Source organism: Streptomyces pimonensis (genome assembly GCF_041380215.1).
Classification (GTDB): domain Bacteria; phylum Actinomycetota; class Actinomycetes; order Streptomycetales; family Streptomycetaceae; genus Streptomyces; species Streptomyces pimonensis.
Genome location: NZ_JAHWZY010000005.1, coordinates 24,957 through 48,851 on the forward strand (window position 1 = coordinate 24,957; position 23,895 = coordinate 48,851).

The window sequence follows — 23,895 nt, forward strand, 5'->3', positions numbered from 1 at the left end:
GGGCCTCATCATGCAGGAGGCCCCCACCGTGACGGCGGGGGCCTCCTGCACGGCCGGGCCTTACAGGCCGTACTTCTCGCGCGCTTCCTTCACGGAAGCGGCCTGGACCTCACCGCGCCGGGCGAGCTGGGCCAGGGCCGCGACGACGATGGACTCGGCGTCCACCCCGAAGTGACGGCGGGCCGCGTCACGGGTGTCCGACAGACCGAAGCCGTCGGCGCCCAGCGACGAGTAGTCCTGCTCGACCCACTGCGCGATCTGGTCCGGGACCTGGCGCATGTAGTCGGAGACCGCGAGCACCGGACCCTCGGCGCCCTGGAGCGCCTGCCGGACGAACGGCACCCGCTCCTCGCCCCGCAGCATCGCCTCGTCCGCCTCCATGGCGTCCCGGCGCAGCTCGGTCCACGAGGTGGCGGACCACACGTCGGCGGCCACGCCCCACTCCTCGGCGAGCAGCCGCTGTGCCTTCAGTGCCCAGTGGATCGCCGTACCGGAACCGAGCAGCTGGATGCGCGGAGCGTTCCCGGCCGGGGACAGGCCCGCGGACTCCGCCGTGTTGAAGCGGTACAGGCCCTTGACGATGCCCTCGTCGATACCGGCCGTCGACGGCTTGGCGGGCTGCGGCAGCGGCTCGTTGTAGACCGTCAGGTAGTAGAAGACGTTCTGGTCCTCGTCCGGCCCGGCCTCGCCGAACATCCGGCGCAGACCCTCCTTGACGATGACGGCGATCTCGTACGCGAACGCCGGGTCGTACGTCAGGGCCGCCGGGTTGGTCGCCGCGATGACCGGGGAGTGGCCGTCGGCGTGCTGCAGGCCCTCACCGGTCAGCGTCGTGCGGCCCGCCGTGGCGCCGACCAGGAAGCCGCGGCCGAGCTGGTCGCCGAGCTGCCACATCTGGTCGCCGGTGCGCTGCCAGCCGAACATCGAGTAGTAGATGTAGAACGGGATCATCGTCTCGCCGTGTGTCGCGTACGACGTCGAGGCGGCGACGAACTCGGCCATGGCACCGGCCTCGGTGATGCCCTCGTTGAAGATCTGCCCGTTCTTGGCTTCCTTGTAGTACATCAGCTGGTCGCGGTCGACCGGCTCGTACGTCTGGCCCATCGGCGAGTAGATGCCGAGGGACGGGAAGAGGCTCTCCATGCCGAAGGTGCGCGCCTCGTCGGGGACGATCGGCACCCAGCGCTTGCCGGTCTCCTTGTCGCGGACCAGGTCCTTGACCAGGCGGACGAAGGCCATGGTGGTGGCCACGTTCTGCGAGCCGGAGCCCTTGTCGAAGGCGGCGAACGCCTTGTCGGCGGGCTGCGGCAGCGGCGCGACCGGGTGCACGCGGCGGGCCGGGGCCGGGCCGCCGAGGGCGGCACGGCGCTCCTGGAGGTAGCGGACCTCGGGGGAGTCGGCGCCCGGGTGGACGTAGGGGACCTGGCCGTCGACGAACCGGGAGTCCGGGATCGGCAGCTCCAGCCGGTCGCGCATCGCCTTGAACTCGTCCACCGTCAGCTTCTTCATCTGGTGGTTGGCGTTCTTGGAGGCGAAGCCCTCACCGAGGGTGTGGCCCTTGACCGTCTGCGCCAGGATCACGGTCGGCGCGCCCTTGTGGGCGAGCGCGGCCTTGTACGCGGCGTACACCTTGCGGGACTCGTGGCCGCCGCGGGAGAGGTGGAAGCACTCGAGGATCTTGTCGTCGCTCAGCAGCTTCGCCATCTCGACGAGCGCCGGGTCCTTGCCGAAGAAGTCCTCGCGGATGTAGGCGGCGTCGCGCGTCTGGTACGTCTGCACCTGCGCGTCCGGCACCTCACGGAGTCGGCGGACGAGGGCGCCGGTGGTGTCGAGCCGGAACAGCTCGTCCCAGGCCGTGCCCCACAGGGTCTTGATGACGTTCCAGCCGGCGCCGCGGAACTGGGCCTCCAGCTCCTGCACGATCTTGAAGTTGGCGCGGACCGGGCCGTCGAGACGCTGCAGGTTGCAGTTGACGACGAAGGTCAGGTTGTCCAGCTGCTCGCGGGAGGCGAGGGTGAGCGCGGTCGTCGACTCGGGCTCGTCCATCTCGCCGTCGCCGAGGAACGCCCAGACGTGGGAGTCGGAGACGTCCTTGATGCCGCGGCTGGTCAGATAGCGGTTGAACCGCGCCTGGTAGATCGCGGAGATCGGGCCGAGGCCCATGGAGACGGTGGGGAACTCCCACAGCCAGGGCAGGCGGCGCGGGTGCGGGTACGACGGCAGGCCGTTGCCGCCCGCCTCACGGCGGAAGTTGTCGAGCTGCTGCTCGCTGATCCGGCCGTCGAGGAAGGCACGGGCGTAGATGCCGGGGGAGGCGTGGCCCTGGATGTAGAGCTGGTCGCCGGAGCCGTCACCCTCCTTGCCGCGGAAGAAGTGGTTGAAGCCGGTCTCGTAGAGCCAGGCCGCGGAGGCGAAGGTGGCGATGTGGCCGCCGACGCCGTACTTGCTGCCGCGGGTCACCATGGCCGCCGCGTTCCAGCGGTTCCAGGCGGTAATCCGCTGCTCCAGCGCCTCGTCGCCGTCCACGGCGGGCTCGGCGGAGGTGGGGATGGTGTTGACGTAGTCCGTCTCGAGGAGCTTCGGCAGCGCGAGGCCGGCTCCCTCGGCACGCTCCAGCGTGCGGCGCATCAGGTACGCGGCACGGTGCGGCCCGGCCGCCTTGGTGACGGCGTCCAGGGAGGCCTGCCACTCGGCGGTCTCCTCGGGGTCGCGGTCCGGGAGCTGGTCGAGCTCGCTCGGCTGGATGGCGTTGGGGTCGGTCATGTCGCCGCCTTCCTCAGTCGAAGGGGGGTGCCCTTGTGTCTTTGGCAGGACAGGGCGGAGGCCTCGGGTGGAAGCCCGCTGGCGACAATAACTCCCTGATCGATGATCGATCAAAGGGTTGAGGGGTAAAACCTCTCGATCTCGAGAAAGTCGGCACGGGGTGCCTCCGACGGTGGCACCGGGTGACTGTCCAGTCGGGTTGTTCGGGCAGGTGAGGGGGTGTGCGCACGGAAGAGCGCGGGCGTTCCGGTCGTATGGCGGCCGTGGACCAGCCGTGGCTGTCCGCGCGGTTCCCCCGCCTCCCCCCGGGGGCGACGGCCCTGAAGGGGGCGCGGGCGGTGTCGGCACGCGGCTCCGCCGCGCGGGCGCGAAGGGGGCCCGGGGGCGGGGCGGGAAGGGGCGGCGGAGGAACTCCCGCGACTACGCCCGGGGCGCGCACCCCAGCACATGCGCCTTGACCAGATCGGCGATCAACGGATCCCGTCGTCGGAACGCCGCGACCAGTTCCTCGTGCTCCTCCGCGTACGACTGCTGCACCGTCCCCAGCCACCGTATCGACAACGCCGTGAACACCTCGATCCCCAGCCCCTCCCACGTGTGCAGCAGCACCGAGTTGCCGGCGGCCCGCACCAGCGCCCGGTGGAACGCCACGGTGTGCCGCACCTGCCCCGTCCCGTCCGCCAGCCGGTCCGCCTCGTACAACGCGGCGACATGCGGTTCCAGCGCCGAGCAGTCCTCCGCCAGCCGCGCCGCCGCCAACTCCGCCGCGATCGCCTCCAGACCGGCCCGGACGGGGTAACTCTCCTCCAGGTCGGCGGCGGTCAGATTCCGCACGCGCACGCCCTTGTTGGGTGCCGACTCGATCAGCCGCAGCGACTCCAGCTCGCGCAGCGCCTCCCGCACGGGCGTCTGGCTGACCTCCAGCTCGGTGGCGATCCGCCGCTCCACGATCCGCTCGCCCGGCTGCCAGCGTCCACTGATGATCCCTTCCAGGATGTGCTCGCGGATCTGTTCGCGCAGCGAGTGGACGACGGGCGCGGTCATGAGGGGCTCCTTAGCGGGGCCCACGGGCCCCCGGGGGGCTTTGACGCTTAGACAATACGGCGGTCGGCCCGCACGGGAGGGGCGCACAGGGCGCTTTCGCCCAGGTGAGACGAGACTTACACGTTCCATACGCCGGTGCCCCCGCCAGGGAAGCCTCGAAGGCTTCCCCGACGGGGGCACCGTACGACCGTGTCAACGACCGCGGATCACGGGATCACAGACCGAGCTCGACCTCGAACTCGCCCGCCTCCAGGATCGCCTTGACCGCCGTCAGGTAACGGGCCGCGTCGGCGCCGTCCACCAGGCGGTGGTCGTAGGAGAGGGTCAGGTAGGTCATGTCGCGGACGCCGATGACCGTGCCCTCCTCGGTCTCGATGACGGCCGGACGCTTGACCGTGGCACCGATGCCGAGGATCGCGACCTGGCCCGGGGGCACGATGATCGTGTCGAACAGCGCGCCGCGCGAACCGGTGTTGGAGATGGTGAAGGTCGCGCCGGCCAGCTCGTCCGGGCTGATCCTGCTCGCCCGCACCTTGCCCGCCAGGTCGGCCGTGGCCTTGGCGATACCGGCGATGTTGAGGTCGCCGGCGTTCTTGATGACCGGGGTCATCAGGCCCTTCTCGGAGTCCACCGCGATACCGATGTTCTCGGTGTCGAAGTAGGTGATGGTCCCCTCGGCCTCGTTGATCTTGGCGTTGATCGGCGCGTGGGCCTTCAGCGCCTGGGCCGCGGCCTTGACGAAGAACGGCATCGGGGAGAGCTTGACGCCCTCACGGGCCGCGAACGCGTCCTTGGCGCGGGCGCGCAGCTTCATCAGGCGGGTGACGTCGACCTCGACCACGGAGGACAGCTGGGCCTGCTCGTGCAGGGCCTTGACCATGTTGTCGCCGATGACCTTGCGGATCCGCGGCATCTTCACGGTCTGACCGCGCAGCGGGGAGGCCTCGAGGGCCGGGGCCTTCTTCGCGGCGGGCGCCGCCGCGGCGGCCGGGGCCGGGGCGGCGGCAGGGGTCGGGGCCTTCGCGGCCTCGGCGGCGGCGATGACGTCCTGCTTGCGGATACGGCCGCCGACGCCGGTGCCCTTGACGGCGGACAGGTCGACGCCGTTCTCGGCGGCGAGCTTGCGCACCAGCGGGGTCACGTAGGCGCCCTCGTCCGTGGCCTGGGCGGCGGCGGGAGCGGCGGCCGGGGCCGCGGGCGCCTGCGGAGCCGGAGCGGCCGGGGCCGGAGCGGCAGGAGCCGGAGCGGGCGCCGGGGCGGCCTGCTGCGGGGCCGGGGTGGTCGGGGCCGGTTCCGGGGCGGGCTGCGCCGGGGCCTCGGGGGCGGCCTGGGCCGGTTCCGGGGCGGGCTGCGCCGGAGCCTCGGGGGCGGCCTGGGCCGGAGCGGCGCCCGCCTCACCGATGACGGCGAGCTTGGCGCCGACCTCGGCGGTCTCGTCCTCACCGACCACGATCTCCAGCAGCGTGCCGGAGGCGGGGGCAGGGATCTCGGTGTCGACCTTGTCCGTCGACACCTCCAGCAGCGGCTCGTCGGCCTCGACGGTGTCGCCGACCGACTTCAGCCAGCGGGTGACGGTGCCCTCGGTGACGGACTCGCCGAGCGCGGGCAGGACCACGTCCGTGCCCTGCGCGGAGCCGCCGCCGGCCGTGGCCTCGGTGGTGGGCGCCGGGGCCGGGGCGGGCTGCTCGGTGGAGGGCTGGGCCTGAGGCTCCGGGGCGGGGGCCGGCGGGGCGGCCTGCTCGGCGGCCGGAGCCTGCTCGGCCGCGGGGGCGCCGGAGCCGTCGTCGATCAGGGCCAGCTCGGCGCCGACCTCGACCGTCTCGTCCTCGGCGACCTTGATGGAGGACAGCACGCCGGAGGCGGGAGCGGGGATCTCGGTGTCGACCTTGTCGGTGGAGACCTCGAGCAGCGGCTCGTCGGCCTCGACGCGCTCGCCCTCGGCCTTCAGCCAGCGGGTGACAGTGCCCTCGGTGACGCTCTCGCCGAGCGCCGGAAGGGTTACGGAAACCGCCATGGTTTCGGTTGCTCCTTTGGAAGTGCGGAAGTCTGTGTCGTCGCGCCCGATGACCGAGAGCGTCAGTCGTGGGAGTGGAGGGGCTTTCCGGCCAGCGCCAGGTGGGCCTCACCCATCGCCTCGTTCTGCGTCGGGTGGGCGTGGATGAGCTGGGCCACCTCGGCCGGCAGCGCTTCCCAGTTGTAGATCAGCTGGGCTTCGCCGACCTGCTCGCCCATACGGTCGCCGACCATGTGGACGCCGACCACCGCACCGTCCTTGACCTGGACGAGCTTGATCTCGCCCGCGGTCTTCAGGATTTTGCTCCTGCCGTTGCCCGCCAGGTTGTACTTCAGAGCGACGACCTTGTCCGCGCCGTAGATCTCCTTGGCCTTGGCCTCGGTGACGCCGACGGAGGCGACCTCCGGGTGGCAGTACGTCACCCGCGGGACGCCGTCGTAGTCGATCGGGACGGTCTTCAGACCGGCCAGCCGCTCCGCCACCAGGATGCCCTCGGCGAAGCCGACGTGCGCGAGCTGGAGGGTCGGGACCAGGTCGCCGACGGCGGAGACGGTGGGAACGTTGGTGCGCATGTACTCGTCGACCAGGACGTAGCCGCGGTCCATGGCGACGCCCTGCTCCTCGTAGCCCAGGCCCTGCGAGACCGGGCCGCGGCCGATGGCGACGAGCAGGACCTCGGCCTCGAACTCCTTGCCGTCCGCCAGGGTGACCTTGACGCCGTCCTGGGTGTACTCGGCCTTCTGGAAGAAGGTGCCCAGGTTGAACTTGATGCCGCGCTTGCGGAAGGCGCGCTCCAGCAGCTTGGAGGAGTTCTCGTCCTCGGCCGGCACGAGGTGCTTGAGGCCCTCGACGATCGTGACGTCGGCCCCGAAGGACTTCCACGCGGAGGCGAACTCGACGCCGATGACACCGCCGCCCAGGATGATCGCGGACTTCGGCACGCGGTCCAGGACGAGGGCGTGGTCGGAGGAGATGATCCGGTTGCCGTCGATCTCCAGACCCGGCAGCGACTTCGGCACGGAGCCGGTCGCCAGCAGGACGTGGCGGCCCTGGACGCGCTGGCCGTTGACGTCGACGGAGGTGGGGGAGGACAGCCGGCCCTCCCCCTCGATGTAGGTGACCTTGCGGGAGGCGACCAGACCCTGCAGGCCCTTGTACAGACCGGCGATCACGTCGTCCTTGTACTTGTGCACGCCCGCCATGTCGACGCCCTCGAAGGTCGTCTTGATGCCGAACTGCTCGCTCTCGCGGGCCTGGTCGGCGATCTCGCCCGCGTGCAGCAGGGCCTTGGTGGGGATGCAGCCGTTGTGCAGGCAGGTGCCGCCGAGCTTGTTCTTCTCGATCAGGGCGACGTCCAGGCCCAGCTGTGCCCCGCGCAGGGCCGCGGCGTAGCCGCCGCTTCCACCGCCGAGGATCACTAGGTCGAAAACGGTGCTGGCGTCGTTCGCCACGTCACGTCCTCCAAGCATGTGCGCCACGCCGGTCTCCAGTGACCGGTCGGCGGCTGGTGTCCGGCCGCTCAATGTTCTCGGCCCTTAGGTGGGGCCCTGTCCTGCCGAGCCCATCTTCGCACTTGCAGGAGCCGAACGAGACGCCGGGCCGTGGTGTGAGACACCCCACTTCCCCGTGCGACGGCCGCCGGGACAGTCCTCCAGGATGCGAGGCCTGTCTGATCTGCGGCTGGGCGTCCGCGCTGAAGGCAACGGTCCGCACGTGATCCGCGTCTCCGTCGCGCGGGCGTGCCCCGTGCGGTGCGCGCCCGTGGGCGGGTGTGGCCGCGGCCGACCCGAAGGGGCGCGGGGCCGTGCCCGGTCCGCGTCTCCGTCGCGCGGACGCCCGGCCACGACGGGCCCGCGGTCGCACGACTTCCCGCACCCCTCGACGATCACGCCCCTACAGGCAGCCCTAGTCGAGATCCCCCGAGGCCGCCAGCTCGGCGACCCGCACCAGGGTGCGGACGGCCGATCCCGTCCCGCCCTTCGGCGTGTACCCGAACGGCCCGCCCTCGTTGAACGCCGGTCCGGCGATGTCCAGGTGCGCCCAGGTGATCCCCTCACCCACGAACTCGCGCAGGAACAGCCCGGCGACCAGCCCGCCGCCCATCCGCTCACCCATGTTGGCGATGTCGGCGGTCGCCGAGTCCATCCCCTTGCGCAGGTGCTCCGGCAGCGGCATCGGCCACGCCGGCTCTCCGACCTCCTCCGCCGCCCCGTGCACCGCGGAGCGGAACGCGTCGTCGTTCGCCATGATCCCGAACGTGCGGTTGCCCAGCGCCAGCATCATCGCGCCGGTCAGCGTGGCGACGTCCACGATCGCGTCCGGCTTCTCCTGCGAGGCCGCCCACAGCGCGTCGGCGAGGACCAGCCGGCCCTCGGCGTCGGTGTTGAGCACCTCCACGGTCTTGCCGCTGTACATGCGCAGCACGTCACCCGGGCGCGTGGCCGAGCCGGACGGCATGTTCTCGGCAAGCGCCAGCCAACCGGTGATGTTGACCCTCAGACCGAGGCGCGCGGCGGCGACGACCGCGGCGAACACGGCGGCGGCACCGCTCATGTCGCACTTCATCGTCTCGTTGTGACCGGCCGGCTTCAGCGAGATGCCGCCCGAGTCGTAGGTGATGCCCTTGCCGACCAGCGCGAGGTGCTTCTTCGCCTTGGCCGAGGTGTACGACAGCTTCACCAGCCGCGGACCCGACGCCGAACCGGCGCCCACACCCAGGATGCCGCCGTAACCGCCCTTGGCCAGCGCCTTCTCGTCGAGCACCTGCACCTTGATGCCGTGCTCCTTGGCCGCGGTCTGGGCGACGGCCGCGAACGCCTCGGGATCGAGGTCGTTCGGCGGGGTGTTGATCAGGTCGCGGGCGCGGTTGAGCTCCTCGGAGACGGCGACGGCGCGCTCGACCGCGGCCTTGTACGCCTTGTCGCGGGGCTTGCCGCCGAGCAGCGCGGCCTCGGCGAGCGGCGCCTTGCCGTTCTTCCCGTCCTTGCCGCTGTCCTTGTAGGCGTCGAAGGAGTACGCGCCCAGCAGCACGCCCTCGGCGACCGCGCCGGCGTCGGCGGCGTCCGTCAGCGGCAGGGCGAACGCGGCCTTCTTGACGCCGGCGAGGGCGCGGGCGGCCACGCCGGCCGCCTTGCGCAGCGCCTCGGTGTCGTAACCGGCGTCCTTCTCGGGACGGGCGCCGAGGCCCACCGCCACCACGAGCGGCGCCTTGAGGCCGGCCGGCGCGGGGAGCTTCGTCACCTCGCCCTCGGCACCGGAGGCGCCGAGGGTCTTCAGGACGCCGGCGAGCCTGCCGTCGTACGCCTGGTCCACGGCCTCGGCGCCCGGTGCGACGACGGGCCCCCCGGGCTTTGACGCGGAGCCCTTGGCGACACCGATCACGATCGCGTCGGCCCGCAGGCCGGGGATCGCGGCGGTGCTGAGAGTGAGAGCAGTCACGGTGGTGAAATCTCGCTTCCGATGTGAAGTTGCTGTGGCCGAAAGGTGTGGGTCGACCGGGCCCGGCAGCCGACCCTAGTTGCGACGTGCGGGTGCGGTCCGGCCGGGGTCGTCGCCGGTGCGGCGAACACTCGGGACGAGACTACGCGCGTGTGTGCGTTCGCTCATTCCCGTGGTGTTCACCCCGTGGTGACGCCGCGGCCTTGTCCCGGGCCCCGCCGCCGCACCAGGGGGCGGCGACGATCATCCTTGAGGTTCCTGTGTGCTGCCCGTGGCGCCGACCGCGCCGCCGCCCCTTCTGGAGACCCCCGGTGAGACGACCTTTCCTCCTGGCCCCGCTGCTCGTCCTGCTGCTGGCGGCCTGTACGGCCGCGCCCGGACCCGGCGCCGATTCCGCGGCCGGCGCGCAGACGCCGGCCGGCGACCGCTGGCGGCCCCGGCCCGGCACCGACTGGCAGTGGCAGCTCGGCGGACGGCTCGACACCTCCGTCGATGTCCCGGTCTACGACATCGACGGCTTCGACCACCCGAAGAAGACGGTCGCGAAGCTGCACCGCGACGGCCGGAAGGTCATCTGCTACCTCTCCACCGGCGCCTGGGAGGACTTCCGTCCGGACGCGGACGACTTCCCGGAGTCGGTGATCGGCCGCGGCAACGGCTGGGAGGGCGAGCGCTGGCTCGACATCCGCCGTACCGACGTACTGGAACCGCTCATGGCGCGGCGCCTCGACATGTGCAGGGAGAAGGGCTTCGACGCGGTGGAGCCGGACAACATGGACGGCTACCGCAACCGCACCGGCTTCCCGCTCACCGCCGACGACCAGCTCCGCTACAACCGGCTCGTCGCCCGGCTCGCCCATGAGCGCGGTATGGCCGTCGGCCTGAAGAACGACCTCGACCAGATCCCCGAACTGGTGGACGACTTCGACTTCGCGGTCAACGAGCAGTGCGCCCAGTACGACGAGTGCGCGGAGCTGACCCCGTTCGTCGAGGCCGGCAAGGCCGTCTTCCACGTCGAGTACGAGCTGACCACCGACCGCTTCTGCGCCGACTCCGGGCGGCTGGGGCTGAGTTCCCTGCTCAAGAAGTACGAACTGGACGCATGGCGTCGGGCCTGCTGAGGCCCGGCTCCGTCACCGACGTGCCCGCCACCCGGTCGGCGAGGGAGCGGCGGCCGGGGCCCAGCACGGGCAGCGCGTTGCACAGGAACAGGGCCACCGCGACCGCCCACACCAGCACGGACAGCGCGAACCGCCCCTCGACCAGCAGGACACAGGACACGGCGTACACGGCGACGTCCGCCGTCGTGGTCACCGCCGCCCGGCGCGCCGCCGCGCCGGCCCCGCGCGGTGTGATCCGCAGCCCGGTCAGCCCCTTGCCGACGGTGCGCCCGAGCAGGGTCAGACACGCCCACTGGTAGAGGAACGTGGCGACGACCAGCAGTCCGAAGGCCTGCTCGACGTACAGCACGGACTCGTCCCACAGCGACAGGCCGAGGCCCTCGGAGGCGCCGACCACGTCACCGCGCGAGGTCAGCAGGTCGAAGCCGCCGCGGGCGGCGAGTTCGGGCACGTCGGTGACGAGGGCGGACATGCGGCTGAAGGTGAGCACCGCGAGCGCCGAGGCCAGCGCCACCACCAGCGCGAAGTCGATGCACCAGGCCACGGCGCGGCGGAATGCCGGCATCGACGCCCCCCGCTGTTCTGTCGGTCCGGCGGCTCAGACCAGCGGCGCGGACCGCGGGGCCACAGGGGGGCGGGGAGATCGTTCCGGCCCGGTGACACGGCGGTGGGAAACCGGCGTCACCCGATTGCCGAGTGGAAAGTGCGCCACAACGCCCTGTTTCGGGCGCATCCGGGAATCGTCCCGTCATGCTGCCTTCGTAACTTTCCCCAGGCCCACAGGAGGACTCGGACAGTGGCGGACAAGAGCACGGCGGGCTCACTCCACAAGGAGTCCTACGAGGACGAGCTGCCGGTCAGGCGTCAGAGGCGTGGCGACGTGGTCGTCAAGTGGCTGACGACCACGGACCACAAGACGATCGGCACGCTGTACCTGACGACGTCGTTCGGGTTCTTCGTGCTGGGCGGGATCCTGGCGCTGGCGATGCGCGCCGAGCTGGCCCGGCCGGGTCTGCAGGTCCTCTCGAACGAGCAGTACAACCAGTCGTTCACGATGCACGGCGTGGTCATGCTGCTGATGTTCGCGACGCCGCTGTTCGCCGGTTTCGCCAACTGGATCATGCCGCTGCAGATCGGCGCGCCCGACGTGGCGTTCCCGCGGCTGAACATGCTCGCCTACTGGCTGTACCTGTTCGGCTCGCTGATCGCGGTCTCCGGCTTCGGCACCCCCAACGGGGCGGCCGACTTCGGCTGGTTCGCCTACACCCCGCTGTCGACCGAGCCCTACTCGCCGAACGTCGGCCACGACCTGTGGATCATGGGCCTGGCCTTCTCGGGCTTCGGCACCATCCTGGGCGCGGTCAACTTCATCACCACGATCGTCTGCATGCGCGCGCCGGGCATGACGATGTTCCGCATGCCGATCTTCACCTGGAACGTGCTGCTGACCAGTGTGCTGGTCCTGCTCGCCTTCCCCGTCCTCGCCGCCGCACTGTTCGCCCTGGAGGCGGACCGCAAGTTCGGCGCGCACATCTTCGACGCGGCCAACGGCGGGCCGATCCTGTGGCAGCACCTGTTCTGGTTCTTCGGCCATCCCGAGGTGTACATCATCGCGCTGCCGTTCTTCGGCATCGTCTCCGAGGTCATCCCGGTCTTCTCCCGCAAACCGATCTTCGGCTACATGGGCCTGGTCGGCGCGACCATCGCGATCACTGGTCTGTCGGCGACGGTGTGGGCGCACCACATGTTCCCCACCGGTGCGGTCCTGCTGCCGTTCTTCTCCTTCATGTCCTTCCTGATCGCGGTGCCGACCGGGGTGAAGTTCTTCAACTGGATCGGCACCATGTGGAAGGGCAGTCTCTCCTTCGAGACGCCGATGCTGTGGGCGCTGGGCTTCCTGATCACCTTCCTCTTCGGCGGTCTGACCGGCGTCCTGCTGGCCTCGCCGCCGCTGGACTTCTACGTCACGGACTCGTACTTCGTCGTCGCGCACTTCCACTACGTGGTGTTCGGCACCGTGGTGTTCGCGATGTTCGCCGGCTTCCACTTCTGGTGGCCGAAGTTCACCGGCAAGATGCTCGACGAACGGCTCGGCAAGATCACCTTCTGGACGCTGTTCGTCGGCTTCCACGGCACCTTCCTCGTCCAGCACTGGCTGGGCGCCGAGGGCATGCCGCGCCGGTACGTCGACTACCTGGCCGCGGACGGCTTCACCGCGCTGAACACGGTCTCCACGATCGCCTCGTTCCTGCTCGGCGCGTCGATGCTGCCGTTCTTCTACAACATCTGGTGGACGGCCAAGTACGGCGAGCCGGTCGGCGTCGACGACCCGTGGGGCTACGGCCGCTCCCTGGAGTGGGCGACCTCCTGCCCGCCGCCGCGGCACAACTTCCTCACCCTGCCGAAGATCCGCAGCGAGTCCCCGGCGTTCGACCTGCACCACCCGGACATCGCCGCACTGGACGACATCGAGAACCATCCCGGGGCCTCCGTGACCGTGGCCCCCGGCGACAAGCAGCGGTGAGATCGCGGGCCGGGACGTGGAGAAGCGTGTGAACCCCCGCCAGGACGGAGCCCTCGGCTGGAACCGGCTCGAGGGCCACCTCCTGTGGGCCGCCGAGGTCGAGGAGGCCCGGCGGCAGGCCACCCGGTTCGCCGGGGAACTGCCGTGGCTGACGACCGCGCAGCGCGAAGAGGTGGAACGCGTGTACCGGGCCGACCGGATCGCCGTCTCCCGGGCCACGCTGGTGCGGATCTGTGACCGGGCGGCCGAGCTGCGCACCGAGTACGAGACCCGCTACCGGTGGCTGAGGGCGCGCTGCGTCGCCCTGACGGTCGTGGCGGTGGTGAGCGGCGCGGGCACGGCGATCACCGCGGTCCTCACCCGGGGATGACCCCCGGCTCCGGAGGGCTCAGCCCAGTGCGCACACGACGAGCGCGGTCGTCGCCGCCGTCTCCGCGAGCCCGCCGAACACATCGCCCGTGACCCCGCCGAAACGGCGGACGCAGCGCCGCAGCAACAGCTCGGCCACGGCGACGGCCAGCACCACCGCGAGCACGGCACGCAGGACGTCGTACGCTCCCAGGAACGCGCCCCCGGCCGCCGCGAGCCCGGCGACCGCGAGCGCGGCGCCCACCGCGCCCGGCACCGGCACCGCCCCCGCGACCGCCGCGCCCAGCCCCTCCGGCCGGGCCGGCGGCACACCGGCGCGGGCAGCCAGGGTGAGCGCCAGCCGCGCCACGACCGCCGAGACGACGGCGGCGAACGCGCCCCGCGCCCAGCCGTGACCGTACGCCTGTGCCAGCGCGGCCACCTGGGCCAGCAGGACCAGGACGAGCGTGAGCACACCGAACGGGCCGATGTCCGACTGCTTCATGATCCGCAGCGCGTCCCCGGCGGGCTTGGCGCTGCCGAGCCCGTCCGCGGTGTCGGCGAGCCCGTCGAGGTGCAGGCCCCGGGTCAGGGCGGCCGGTACGGCGACGGTGGCGACGGCGGCGAGCAGCGCGCCCGCGCCGAGGAGCAGCAGGAGGAGCCCCGCGGCGGCGGCGAGGGCGCCGACCGCCGACCCGGCCACCGGGGCGCACAGCATGCCCGTGCGCGCGGCCGGCCGGTCCCAGCGGGCGACCCGGACCGGGAGCGCGGTGAGGGTGCCGAAGGCGAAGCGGAGGCCGTCGGCAAGGGAGGCGGAGGACTCGGGGGAGGGTGCGGGCACCGGCGCAGATTACCCGGCGGTCACCGGGGAGCCCGCGACCGCCGTGGATAAAGTGCCCACATGGGACATTGGCTGGACCGGAACATCATCGAGCCGGGCAAGCTTCCTCTGCTCCTCGCACTCGCCGCCTTCGTCCTCACCTTCGTGGTCACCCGGACCATCACCCGTCTGATCCGGGCCGGGAAGGGACCCTTCGGCAACGTCACGGCGGGCGAGCTGCACATCCACCACGTCGTGCCCGGTGTCGTCCTCACGGTCGTCGGCGGCTTCGGCTCGGTGGCGAGCGGCGGGGGAGGGCTGGGCCCGGCCTTCGCCGCGGTGCTCTTCGGCATCGGCGCGGGGCTGGTCCTGGACGAGTTCGCGCTCATCCTGCACCTCGACGACGTGTACTGGAGCGAGGCAGGCCGCAAGAGCGTCGAGGTGGTCGTGCTCACCGCCGCGCTGGTCGGCCTGCTGCTGGCGGGGTTCGCGCCGTTCGGCGTCAACGACCTGACCCAGGAGGAGCTCCGGAACCGCGCGGGCGCCGCCGCGAGCACGGGGGTGAACTTCCTGTTCGCGCTGGTCGCCCTGAGCAAGGGCAAGGCGCGGGTCGCCCTGTTCGGCGTGATCATCCCGGTCGTCGCCGTGATCGGCTCGCTGCGGCTGGCCCGGCCGGGGTCACTGTGGGACCGGCGCTTCTACCGCCGTCGCCCCCGCGCCCGGGCCCGGGCGATCCTGCGCGCCCACCGCCACGACCGCCGCTGGTCCGGTCTCCGCCGGGCCCTCGGGAACTGGCTCGGCGGCACACCGGACCCGCCCCGCACCCCTTGAAGGAGTGCGGGGGAGCGCGCGAGCAACCGCCCGCCCGCACGTCCGGGGCCGGAGGGGCAGCGCCCCTCGGGGACGGGACGGGAGGGGGCGGCGGGGGCGAGGAACCCTTCTCCCGCCGCCAGGTCTCACGCCTCTTCCGCGTCCGGGTCCGTGTCCGCTTCCGCGTGGAGGCTCATCGGGCCGTAGATCTCCGTGGTGTCCTCCAGCAGCCGCACCTGGTCGGCGCCGCCCTCCGCGAGGGCCTTCCAGTGTTCCCCGATCCAGGACTCGGCGTCCCCCTGCGTGGGGAACTCCTCCGGCGGCACCGCGGGCTCGACCTGCGTCCCGTCGGCCTTCTCGAACCGCCACGTCCATGCCGCCATGTACGCCTCCCAAGAGTGTGATCACACCGGACCCAAAGCCTAGTCGGACGGGCAGCCACCGGGGGGACAGGTGAAAATCGGGGCGTGGAACTGACTCTGCTCGGCACCGGTGCCCCGGCGGGCCTGCCCCGCCCCGACTGTCCCTGCGCCGCGTGCGCGACCGCGCTCGGTGCGGACGCGCGGGCGGCCACCTCGCTGCTCGTGGACGGGGCGCTGCTGCTCGACCTCACGCCGGGCACCGTGTTCGCGGCCGCCCGCGCAGGCCGTTCGCTGGGTGACGTGCGCCAGGTGCTGCTGTCGCACCCGCACGACGGCCCCCCGGTCGAGGTGCCGGCCGGGCTGCCGCAGCCGGGACGGGTGCCGGACGGGCGGGAGTCGACTCTGCCGACGGGGCATCGGGTGCGGGCGGTGGCGCTGGACGCGCCCGGCACCGGGTACGCGGTGACCGGCCCGGACGGGCGGCGGCTGCTGTACCTGCCGCCGGGCGGGGCGCCGGCCGGTCTCGAGGAGCGGGCCGATCCGTACGCCATGGTGCTGCTGGACGTCGTGGGGCGGCCGGACGCGCTGGCGCGGCTGCGGGAGGCGGGGGCGGTGGGCCCGGTCACGGATGTCGTCGCCGTCCACCTGGACCACGACGTGCCGCCGGGCGCGGAGTCGCGGCGCCGGCTCGCGGCGGCCGGGGCGCGTGCCGTGCCGGACGGGACCACGCTGGAGGTGGGCGCCGGTGAGGACGTGCCCGGCGTGCCGCGCCGGACGCTGGTGCTGGGCGGGGCGCGCTCGGGCAAGTCGGTGGAGGCCGAGCGGCGGCTGGAGTCGTTCCCGGAGGTGCTGTACGTGGCGACCGGCGGGACGCGGGGCGGGGACACCGAGTGGGCGGCGCGGGTGTCGGCGCACCGGGAGCGGCGGCCGGGGTCGTGGCGGACCGTCGAGACGTGCGACCTGGTGCCGCTGCTGGAGGACGACGGACCGCCGCTGCTGGTCGACTGCCTGTCGCTGTGGCTGACGGACGCGATGGACGCCGTGGGGGCGTGGGACGACGCGGAGTGGGCGGACGGCGGGGAACGGGCGCTGCGGGACCGGATGCGGGAGCTGACGGACGCGGTGCGCGGGACACGTCGGACGGTGGTCGCCGTGTCCAACGAGGTCGGCTCGGGCATCGTGCCCGCGACCGCGTCCGGCCGCCGGTACCGGGACGAACTCGGGCGGCTGAACGCGGTGTTCGCACGGGAGTGCGAGCAGGTGCTGTTGGTGGTGGCGGGGCAGGCGGTCGTCCTGCGGGGGTGACCCCGGGGCCGGGTCAGCGTTCCGGCTTGCGCGCGATGATCCGGTAGGCGTTGGCGAACGGGGTGCGGCGCACCACGGGGGCGAGGGCCAGGTCCGTGACCGCCGCGGCGACCACCAGCGGGGTGCCCGCGCGGAGCAGCACCGTGCGCAGGTGCTGCTGGAACGGGGGCGGCGGGACGGCGCGCCAGGGGGCGTCCGGGGCGGGCAGCGCGTGGGAGAGGGCGAGGGCGGTCAGGCCGGCCAGGTCGTGCGGCACGTGCGCGGCGCGGTGCCCGGCGGTGAGGAGGGCGCAGCCGCGCTCCTCGAGCTCCGCGCGGAGGTTGTACCGGGGCAGCAGGTGCAGCCGGCGGGGCTGGTCGTAGGGCAGCCACCAGCGGCCGAACAGGGCGGCGAAGGCGCAGCGCGGGTCCAGGCTCTCGATGAGCAGGTGGCCGCCGGGGCGCAGGGCGTCGAGGGCCGCGTGGAGTTCCGCGCGGGGGTCGGTGGTGTGTTCCAGGTGGTGCAGCAGGCTGACGACGTCGTAGCGGCCGGCCAGCCGGGCCATGACCCGCGGATCGGTCAGCGGCCCGATGTGGGCCTCCTCGACCCGGCCGAGTGCGCGGGCCCTCTCGACGCGCGCGGTGAGGTCGGTGCCGTCGAAGGCGGTGTACGGGAAGAACTCCCGTGCGGTCAGCGGGAAGCGGCCGAGTCCGGTGCCGACGTCCAGCCAGCTCTCCGGTTCGCCGAAGGGGAGCATCGCGCGGGCCGCACCCCGGCGGCGCCGGACGGCGTGCAGGGCGAGGACGCGTTCGGTGGCGGGATCGCGGGGGGCGCCGCGCACGGTCCGCCGGTAGAAGGCGAGGCCCTCGGCGGTGAGGCGGGGGTTCTGGAAGGTGTGGCCGCAGTCCCGGCACTCGTCGACGGTGAACAGGCCCGGCCGGTGCCGGCGCAGGTCGCCCGTTCTCAGCCGGTTGCGCAGCCGCCCGGAGCCGCACCAGGGGCAGTCCGCGCGGCGCGGCTCGTGCACCCGGGCGGAGCCGTGGGGGGCGCGGACCGCACGGGCTGGGTCGGTTGCGGACATGGGCGGCTCCCGGCGTGAGGGCGTACGGCACTCGGGTGACGCGACGTACGGGGGCGGGTGGGGACGAACGGACGGATGTCCGGCGATCCACGGCAAAACGTTACGGACGGGAGGGCGTCCCGGGGTGGACCGGCGCCGGGGTGGCGTGGTGGGGGTGAGGTCCCGTACGCCTGGCTGACCGGTGCGCCGTCGTGTTCGACCGGGGCCGGTACTGTTCGGCGAATGAGCTCGCTTAATCTCGACGACTTCACCGATCTGATCGAGCGTCCGGACGGCGGGGTGCGCCGCGACGCGGAGGCGCGCCGGGAGCGCCAGATCGTGCCGCCCGGAGCGCTGGGCCGCCTGGACGACCTGGGTGAGTGGCTGGCGGCGGCACAGTCCGCGGTGCCGGTGCGCCCGATCGAACGGCCGCGGGTCGTGCTGTTCGCCGGCGATCACGGGATCGCCGGACTGGGTGTCTCCGCGCGGGCCGCGGGCAGCGCAGCGGAACTGGTGCGGGACGTCCTGGAGGGCGGCCGCCCGGTGTCCGTGCTGGCCCGGCGGCAGGGGGTGCCGGTGCGGGTGGTCGACATGTCCCTGGACTGCGATCCCGAGGCGCTGCCCGAGAACGTCGTACGGCACCGGGTGCGGCGGGGCAGCGGGCGCATCGACATCGAGGACGCGCTGACCCCTCAGGAGGCGGAGGCGGCGTTCCGTGCGGGGATGGCCGTGGCCGACGAGGAGGCAGACTCCGGCACGGATCTGGTGGTGCTCGGCGATGTGAGCGTGGGCGGGACCACGGCGGCGGGCGTGCTGGTGGCCGCGCTGTGCGGGACGGACGCGTCGGTGGTGACCGGGCGCGGGGGGCTGGCGATCGACGACCTGGCGTGGATGCGCAAGTGCGCGGCGATCCGTGACGCGTTGCGGCGGGCGCGGCCGGTGCTGGGCGATCAGCTGCGGTTGCTGGGGACGGTCGGCGGGGCCGATCTGACCGCGATGACGGGTTTCCTGCTGCAGGCGGCGGTGCGGAAGATGCCGGTCGTGCTGGACGGGGTGGTGACGGCGGCGTGTGCGCTGGTGGCGCAGCGGGTGGCGTTCCGGGCGCCGGACTGGTGGGTGGCGGCGCACGACAGCGGGGAGCCGGGACAGGCGAAGGCGCTGGACCGGATGGCGCTGGATCCCGTGCTGTCGCACGGAGTCACGGTCGGGGAGGGGGCGGGCGGTCTGCTGGCGCTGCCCCTGGTCCAGGCGGCGGCGGCCCTGGCGGCGGAGCTTCCGGAGGCCCCGGCGAACCCGGAGTGACGGAAGCCGCGTGCCACGTGGGCGCGAACGGGGGGGGCCGGGGGCGGGAAGGGGCGGGCGGGGCCGATCCCTCAGCCCCGGACCCCGCACAGGTGCAGCAGCGCCGCCACTCCCCGGTAGGGGTCCGTACGGCCGGCCCGGTCCTCGACCGCGAGCAGGGCGTCCAGGTCGTCCGGAGCCACCGCGTCGTCCGCCGCCGTGTCCGTGAAGACCCGCACCCCGTACCAGGTGTGCAGTGGCGCGCCGATCCCCGCGAGCGTCGATGTCAGCCTCTTCAGCCCGTAGGCCGTCGTGCAGAAGCCCGCCAGCGCCCCGGCCCAGTCGCCGCAGAGGCCGGCCCGCATCGCCGGCGCGTCCCCGTTGCGCACCAGCAGGGACAGCAGGCCTCCGGGCGCGAGCATCCGTGCCATCCCCGCCAGCAGCGCGTCCGGCTCCTCGGCGTCCATGAGCACGCCATGACACAGCACCACGTCGAAGCTGCCCGGCAGGAAGTGCACACCGGTGTCCCCGGCGTGGCCCTCGATGATCCGCATCCGCTCCCGGATGCCCTCCGGCTCCCCGGCGAACGCCTCCCGCGCGGCGGAGATCATCGTCGCGTCCTGCTCGACGCCGGTCACCTGGTGACCGGCCCGGGCCAGCCGCAGCGCCTGCGCCCCCCGGCCCATGCCCACGTCGAGCACCCGCAGTCGCCGCCCGACCGGGAAGCGTCCGACTATCTGCTCCTCGAGCTGGCGGGCCACCAGCTCCTCCCGGACGACATCGCGCAGACCGCCGAGCCCGCCCGACGGACCCGGGGCCGCGCCGTCCGTGAACGGCGTGGTGCTCAGGGCCGCTCCCCGCGCTTGACCTGGGGCTTGGGCAGCCGCAGTCGGCGCATCTGGAGCGAGCGCATCAGCGCGTAGGCCACCGCGCCGCGCCGGTTGCCGTCGGGGAAGCGCTCCGCCAGCCGCTTCTTCAGCCGGAAGCCGGTCACGACCGAGTCGAGGACGATCATCACGATCACCACGAGCCACAGCAGCAGCGCGACGTTCTGCAGCTGAGGCACCTGGACCATGCTCAGCACCAGGATGATCACGGCCATCGGGAGGAAGTACTCCGCGATGTTGAACCGCGAGTCCACGAAGTCACGCGCGAACCGGCGCACCGGTCCCTTGTCCCGGGCGGGCAGATAGCGCTCGTCGCCGCTGGCCAGCGCCTGGCGCTGACGCTCCAGCGCGGCACGGCGCTCCTCACGCTGCCGCTTGGCGGCCTCCTTGCGCGTCATCGTCGTATTGGCGACGCTGCGACGCTGCGACTGGGCCACGCTCCGCTTGGGCGTGGGGCGGCCCTTCGGGGCCTCCGGGTGACGGGTCTGCTTGGAGTCGGTCACCGTCGCCTTGTCGGCGACCGGTGCCTTCTCTTCCTTGGCGCGGCTACGGAACACAAAACCCAAGGGTACGGGGTGCCCGGGGTTGGACCCCAGCCCCCCGGGGAACGATCCGGCAACACCGGACGTCTTCAAGGACAGAAGGGGACGTCGCACGGGTCTCCGGGTGGTCCGGCCGGCCGGCCTCGGGGATCACCTACTCCCTACGCCGGACCGGGAGGACGCCCAGTCGTCCTTGGGGATGAGCGCATCCGTCCCCGAACAGTGCGGTAATGGATGCAGGGCCCGTACTGTGGGTTCTGTCGCAGGTGCTGGAGCTGGAGTCGGTCAGAAGGGGGCGCGCGAAGCCCATGAGCGGTGTCATGAAGCGTATGGGGATGATCTTCCGCGCGAAGGCGAACAAGGCCCTGGACAGGGCCGAGGACCCGCGCGAGACCCTCGATTACTCGTACCAGAAGCAGTTGGAGCTGCTCCAGAAGGTCCGTCGCGGTGTCGCCGACGTGGCCACCTCGCGCAAGCGTCTGGAGCTCCAGCTCAACCAGTTGCAGTCCCAGTCGGGCAAGTTGGAGGACCAGGGCCGCAAGGCGCTCGCGCTGGGCCGCGAGGACCTGGCGCGCGAGGCCCTCTCCCGCCGCGCCGCGCTCCAGCAGCAGGTGACGGACCTGGAGACGCAGCACGCCACGCTGCAGGGCGAGGAGGAGAAGCTCACTCTCGCGGCCCAGCGCCTCCAGGCCAAGGTGGACGCCTTCCGCACCAGGAAGGAGACCATCAAGGCCACCTACACCGCGGCCCAGGCGCAGACCCGGATCGGTGAGGCCTTCTCCGGCATCTCCGAGGAGATGGGCGACGTCGGGCTGGCCATCCAGCGGGCCGAGGACAAGACGGCCCAGCTCCAGGCGCGGGCCGGCGCGATCGACGAACTGCTCGCCTCCGGCGCCCTGGACGACTCCTCCGGCATGCACAAGGACGACATCCAGGCCGAGCTGGACCGGCTCTCCGGTGGTACGGATGTAGAGCTGGAACTGCAGCGGATGAAGGCCGAGCTGGCCGGAGGCACGTCCGGCGGACAGCAGGCCATCGAAGGCGGCAGCGGCCAGCAGCAGTCCCAGCAGCAACCGCAGGACACTCCGCGCTTCGACAAGCAGTAGCCCACGCCGAGGAGGGCGACATGATCGTACGGATCATGGGGGAGGGGCAGGTGAGGCTGGCCGAGAGCCGGCTGGCCGAGCTGGACGAGCTGGACGAGGAACTGCTCGCCGAGATGGAGAACGGCGACGGACCGGGCTTCCGCGCGACCTTGAAAGCGCTGCTGGCCAAGGTCCGCGAACTCGGCGAGCCCCTGCCGGACGACTCCCTGGAGCCCTCCGACCTGATCCTCCCGTCCCCCGACGCGACGCTCGAGGAGGTCCAGGACCTCCTGAGCGACGACGGCCTGATCCCGGGCACCACCTGACCGCGGGCAGCCGTGCCGCCCTCAGCGTCTCAAGGGCCCGGGGGCGCCCCCAGGTCGTCGGGAGCATTCCGTGAGCGCCGGGCCGCGCGGCCTCACCCGGCCGGAACACCCCCGGTGGCCGTCCGCACCGGCGCCCACTGCGTCTACCGTGAACACCCGTGACCACCATCGACCGCGCCCGGTGCCGTCTCAGGGCACACCCCTTCGCACTGGACGCGGCCCTGGCCGCAGGCGTCCTCGTGTGCATGGTGGCCGGCTCCTTCGTCGAGCCGCACGGCCCCGAGGGCGTCAGATGGGGGCTGCGCACGCCCGATCCGCTCAGCCTCGTCCTCATGGCCCTCGGCGCCACCGCGCTGGTCTTCCGCCGCCGCGCCCCCCGCACCGTGCTCGCCCTCGCCGGCGGCGCCTCCGTCGCGGAGTCCGTCACCGGGGACCCCCGCACCCCCGTCGCCATGTGCGCCGTGGTCGCGCTCTACACCCTCGCCTCCACCACCGACCGCTCCACCACCTGGCGGATCGGCCTGCTCACCATGACCGTCCTCACCGGTGCCGCGATGGCGGTCGGCCCGTTGCCCTGGTACGCCCAGGAGAACCTGGCGATCTTCGCCTGGACCGGCATCGGCGCCACCGCCGGGGACGCCGTCCGCAGCCGTCGCGCCTTCGTCCAGGCCATCCGGGAGCGGGCCGAACGGGCCGAGCGCACCCGCGAGGAGGAGGCCCGCCGCCGCGTCGCCGAGGAGCGCCTGCGCATCGCCCGCGATCTGCACGACGTGGTCGCCCACCACATCGCCCTGGTCAACGTCCAGGCCGGAGTCGCCGCCCATGTCATGGACAAGCGGCCCGACCAGGCCAAGGAGGCCCTCGCCCACGTCCGCGAGGCCAGCCGCTCCGCACTGGGCGAGCTGCGGGCCACCGTCGGCCTGCTGCGCCAGTCCGGCGACCCGGAGGCCCCCACCGAACCCGCGCCCGGCCTCGACCTCCTCGACGAACTCGCCGGCACCTTCCGCAGCGCCGGACTGCGCGTCGAGGTCACCCGCGCCGACGAGGGCGCCGACCTCCCCGCCGCCGTCGACCTGGCCGCGTACCGGATCATCCAGGAGGCCCTGACCAACGTGCAGAAGCACGCCGGCACCGACGCGCGGGCCGAGGTCAGCGTCGTGCGCGTCGGACCCCACATCGAGATCACCGTCCTCGACGACGGCACCGGCGAGGACCTCGACCGTACCCCCGGCGGCGGGCACGGACTGCTCGGCATGCGCGAGCGCGTCACCGCGCTGCGCGGCACCCTCACCACCGGTCCCCGCTACGGCGGCGGTTTCCGCGTCCATGCGATCCTGCCCGTCGAGCCCCGCGCCCCCGCAGCCCCGGACGACAGCCCGTGACCATCGCCCCTTGGGAGCCCGTATGACGATCCGTGTCCTGCTCGCCGACGACCAGGCACTGCTGCGCAGCGCCTTCCGGGTGCTCGTCGACTCCGAGCCGGACATGGAGGTGGTGGGCGAGGCGTCCGACGGAGCGGAGGCGGTCCGGCTGGCCCGGGAGGAGCGCGCCGACGTCGTCCTCATGGACATCCGGATGCCCGGCACCGACGGACTCGCCGCCACCCGCATGATCAGCGCGGACCCGGAACTCGCGGGCGTCCGGGTGGTGATGCTGACGACCTTCGAGGTCGACGACTACGTGGTGCGGTCGCTGCGGGCCGGCGCCTCCGGCTTCCTCGGCAAGGGGTCCGAACCGGACGAGATGCTGAACGCCATCCGGATCGCCGCCGAGGGGGAGGCGTTGCTGTCCCCGGTGGCCACCAAGGGCCTGATCGCCCGTTTCCTCGCCCAGGAGGGACCGGCCGGGGGGGACCACGACCCGGCCCGCGCCGAGCGACTTGACTCGCTGACCGTGCGCGAGCGCGAGGTGCTGGTCCAGGTGGCCGGCGGGCACTCCAACGACGAGATCGCCGAGCGCCTGGAGGTCAGTCCGCTGACCGTGAAGACCCACGTCAACCGGGCCATGGCCAAGCTGGGCGCCCGCGACCGGGCCCAACTGGTGGTCATCGCCTACGAGTCGGGGCTGGTCCGTCCGAGGGCGGAGTGAGCCCCGCGGGACGTACTGCGGCGGGAGTAGGCGCCGCACGAGGGATGGGACCTCGGGCCTACGGATCGGCCCTCGTCGATGCCTCAGGGTGTAGAGCG

At 72.6% G+C, this 23,895-nt stretch carries 21 protein-coding genes; 10 read left to right on the forward strand and 11 right to left on the reverse strand.

The features are described 5' to 3' along the window. Positions 1-60: 60 nt before the first annotated feature. The 5 genes from aceE to KYY02_RS06865 form a co-directional block, all read right to left on the reverse strand. Positions 61-2,763, reverse strand: a complete 2,703-nt coding sequence (gene aceE, locus KYY02_RS06845) for a pyruvate dehydrogenase (acetyl-transferring), homodimeric type (RefSeq protein ID WP_371236581.1) — start codon at positions 2,761-2,763, stop codon at positions 61-63. Positions 2,764-3,183: 420 nt separating this feature from the next. Then, positions 3,184-3,807: a GntR family transcriptional regulator gene (locus KYY02_RS06850; protein ID WP_371236583.1), complete on the reverse strand. Its 624-nt coding sequence runs from the start codon at positions 3,805-3,807 to the stop codon at positions 3,184-3,186. 214 nt (positions 3,808-4,021) lie between these two features. After that, the gene (sucB, locus tag KYY02_RS06855) at positions 4,022-5,821 is read right to left on the reverse strand and encodes a 2-oxoglutarate dehydrogenase, E2 component, dihydrolipoamide succinyltransferase (RefSeq protein WP_371236585.1); all 1,800 of its coding nucleotides are present in this window, start codon (positions 5,819-5,821) and stop codon (positions 4,022-4,024) included. Between the two features lie 62 nt (positions 5,822-5,883). Continuing rightward, on the reverse strand, positions 5,884-7,272 hold the full coding sequence (lpdA, locus tag KYY02_RS06860) for a dihydrolipoyl dehydrogenase (RefSeq protein WP_371236586.1): 1,389 nt from the start codon (positions 7,270-7,272) through the stop codon (positions 5,884-5,886). A gap of 454 nt (positions 7,273-7,726) precedes the next feature. Then, positions 7,727-9,259 carry a leucyl aminopeptidase gene (locus KYY02_RS06865; protein ID WP_371236587.1) on the reverse strand — a complete coding sequence of 511 codons (1,533 nt, stop codon included), beginning with the start codon at positions 9,257-9,259 and terminating at the stop codon, positions 7,727-7,729. Positions 9,260-9,570: 311 nt separating this feature from the next. Between KYY02_RS06865 and KYY02_RS06870 the strand changes: the two genes are divergently transcribed. After that, on the forward strand, positions 9,571-10,380 hold the full coding sequence (locus KYY02_RS06870; protein ID WP_371236588.1) for an endo alpha-1,4 polygalactosaminidase: 810 nt from the start codon (positions 9,571-9,573) through the stop codon (positions 10,378-10,380). Here the strand turns inward: KYY02_RS06870 and KYY02_RS06875 are convergent. After that, complete coding sequence (locus tag KYY02_RS06875) at positions 10,340-10,945, reverse strand: RDD family protein (RefSeq protein WP_371236589.1); 606 nt, start codon at positions 10,943-10,945, stop codon at positions 10,340-10,342. The genes KYY02_RS06870 and KYY02_RS06875 overlap by 41 nt on opposite strands. Before the next feature lie 231 nt (positions 10,946-11,176). Between KYY02_RS06875 and ctaD the strand changes: the two genes are divergently transcribed. Together ctaD and KYY02_RS06885 are read left to right on the forward strand one after the other, a co-directional pair. Then, positions 11,177-12,904, forward strand: a complete 1,728-nt coding sequence (gene ctaD, locus KYY02_RS06880; protein ID WP_371236590.1) for an aa3-type cytochrome oxidase subunit I — start codon at positions 11,177-11,179, stop codon at positions 12,902-12,904. 28 nt (positions 12,905-12,932) lie between these two features. Next, positions 12,933-13,274: a hypothetical protein gene (locus tag KYY02_RS06885; protein WP_371236591.1), complete on the forward strand. Its 342-nt coding sequence runs from the start codon at positions 12,933-12,935 to the stop codon at positions 13,272-13,274. Positions 13,275-13,292: 18 nt separating this feature from the next. On the opposite strand, the gene KYY02_RS06890 is transcribed toward KYY02_RS06885, so the two are convergent. Continuing rightward, on the reverse strand, positions 13,293-14,093 hold the full coding sequence (locus tag KYY02_RS06890; RefSeq protein WP_371236592.1) for an adenosylcobinamide-GDP ribazoletransferase: 801 nt from the start codon (positions 14,091-14,093) through the stop codon (positions 13,293-13,295). A 60-nt stretch (positions 14,094-14,153) separates the two neighbouring features. Here KYY02_RS06890 and KYY02_RS06895 point away from each other — a divergent pair, with 60 nt between their 5' ends. Beyond that, on the forward strand, positions 14,154-14,903 hold the full coding sequence (locus KYY02_RS06895; RefSeq protein WP_371236593.1) for a hypothetical protein: 750 nt from the start codon (positions 14,154-14,156) through the stop codon (positions 14,901-14,903). A 125-nt stretch (positions 14,904-15,028) separates the two neighbouring features. Here KYY02_RS06895 and KYY02_RS06900 read toward each other — a convergent pair whose 3' ends face one another. After that, complete coding sequence (locus tag KYY02_RS06900; protein ID WP_371236594.1) at positions 15,029-15,265, reverse strand: hypothetical protein; 237 nt, start codon at positions 15,263-15,265, stop codon at positions 15,029-15,031. 84 nt (positions 15,266-15,349) lie between these two features. Between KYY02_RS06900 and KYY02_RS06905 the strand changes: the two genes are divergently transcribed. Next, positions 15,350-16,549: a bifunctional adenosylcobinamide kinase/adenosylcobinamide-phosphate guanylyltransferase gene (locus KYY02_RS06905; protein WP_371236595.1), complete on the forward strand. Its 1,200-nt coding sequence runs from the start codon at positions 15,350-15,352 to the stop codon at positions 16,547-16,549. Positions 16,550-16,562: 13 nt separating this feature from the next. On the opposite strand, the gene KYY02_RS06910 is transcribed toward KYY02_RS06905, so the two are convergent. After that, on the reverse strand, positions 16,563-17,609 hold the full coding sequence (locus tag KYY02_RS06910) for a class I SAM-dependent methyltransferase (protein ID WP_371236596.1): 1,047 nt from the start codon (positions 17,607-17,609) through the stop codon (positions 16,563-16,565). A 222-nt stretch (positions 17,610-17,831) separates the two neighbouring features. Between KYY02_RS06910 and cobT the strand changes: the two genes are divergently transcribed. Beyond that, positions 17,832-18,890, forward strand: a complete 1,059-nt coding sequence (gene cobT, locus KYY02_RS06915; protein ID WP_371236597.1) for a nicotinate-nucleotide--dimethylbenzimidazole phosphoribosyltransferase — start codon at positions 17,832-17,834, stop codon at positions 18,888-18,890. A 71-nt stretch (positions 18,891-18,961) separates the two neighbouring features. Here the strand turns inward: cobT and KYY02_RS06920 are convergent, their stop codons facing one another. Together KYY02_RS06920 and KYY02_RS06925 are read right to left on the reverse strand one after the other, a co-directional pair. After that, on the reverse strand, positions 18,962-19,630 hold the full coding sequence (locus KYY02_RS06920) for a class I SAM-dependent methyltransferase (RefSeq protein WP_371236598.1): 669 nt from the start codon (positions 19,628-19,630) through the stop codon (positions 18,962-18,964). Between the two features lie 83 nt (positions 19,631-19,713). Then, positions 19,714-20,391, reverse strand: coding sequence for a DUF3043 domain-containing protein (locus tag KYY02_RS06925; protein ID WP_371236599.1), 678 nt, complete (start codon positions 20,389-20,391; stop codon positions 19,714-19,716). 227 nt (positions 20,392-20,618) lie between these two features. Here KYY02_RS06925 and KYY02_RS06930 point away from each other — a divergent pair, with 227 nt between their 5' ends. The 4 genes from KYY02_RS06930 to KYY02_RS06945 all read left to right on the forward strand — a co-directional run bounded on the left by KYY02_RS06930 (position 20,619) and on the right by KYY02_RS06945 (position 23,797). Then, entirely contained in the window at positions 20,619-21,404 is a 786-nt protein-coding gene (locus KYY02_RS06930; protein WP_371236600.1) for a PspA/IM30 family protein, read from the forward strand. 20 nt (positions 21,405-21,424) lie between these two features. After that, the gene (pspAA, locus tag KYY02_RS06935) at positions 21,425-21,709 is read left to right on the forward strand and encodes a PspA-associated protein PspAA (RefSeq protein WP_371236602.1); all 285 of its coding nucleotides are present in this window, start codon (positions 21,425-21,427) and stop codon (positions 21,707-21,709) included. Between the two features lie 158 nt (positions 21,710-21,867). Next, entirely contained in the window at positions 21,868-23,091 is a 1,224-nt protein-coding gene (locus KYY02_RS06940; RefSeq protein ID WP_371236603.1) for a sensor histidine kinase, read from the forward strand. A gap of 22 nt (positions 23,092-23,113) precedes the next feature. Then, on the forward strand, positions 23,114-23,797 hold the full coding sequence (locus KYY02_RS06945; protein ID WP_371236604.1) for a response regulator: 684 nt from the start codon (positions 23,114-23,116) through the stop codon (positions 23,795-23,797). The last annotated feature ends 98 nt before the right edge of the window (positions 23,798-23,895 follow it).

Bases quoted from the DNA above. Each gene is read 5' to 3' on its own strand.
- sucB (WP_371236585.1), bottom strand. From the start codon at position 5,821: ATGGCGGTTTCCGTAACCCTTCCGGCGCTCGGCGAGAGCGTCACCGAG.
- KYY02_RS06910 (WP_371236596.1), bottom strand. From the start codon at position 17,609: ATGTCCGCAACCGACCCAGCCCGTGCGGTCCGCGCCCCCCACGGCTCC.
- aceE (WP_371236581.1), bottom strand. From the start codon at position 2,763: ATGACCGACCCCAACGCCATCCAGCCGAGCGAGCTCGACCAGCTCCCG.
- KYY02_RS06895 (WP_371236593.1), top strand. From the start codon at position 14,154: ATGGGACATTGGCTGGACCGGAACATCATCGAGCCGGGCAAGCTTCCT.
- KYY02_RS06945 (WP_371236604.1), top strand. From the start codon at position 23,114: ATGACGATCCGTGTCCTGCTCGCCGACGACCAGGCACTGCTGCGCAGC.
- KYY02_RS06930 (WP_371236600.1), top strand. From the start codon at position 20,619: ATGAAGCGTATGGGGATGATCTTCCGCGCGAAGGCGAACAAGGCCCTG.
- KYY02_RS06850 (WP_371236583.1), bottom strand. From the start codon at position 3,807: ATGACCGCGCCCGTCGTCCACTCGCTGCGCGAACAGATCCGCGAGCAC.
- cobT (WP_371236597.1), top strand. From the start codon at position 17,832: ATGAGCTCGCTTAATCTCGACGACTTCACCGATCTGATCGAGCGTCCG.
- KYY02_RS06900 (WP_371236594.1), bottom strand. From the start codon at position 15,265: ATGGCGGCATGGACGTGGCGGTTCGAGAAGGCCGACGGGACGCAGGTC.
- KYY02_RS06875 (WP_371236589.1), bottom strand. From the start codon at position 10,945: ATGCCGGCATTCCGCCGCGCCGTGGCCTGGTGCATCGACTTCGCGCTG.
- pspAA (WP_371236602.1), top strand. From the start codon at position 21,425: ATGATCGTACGGATCATGGGGGAGGGGCAGGTGAGGCTGGCCGAGAGC.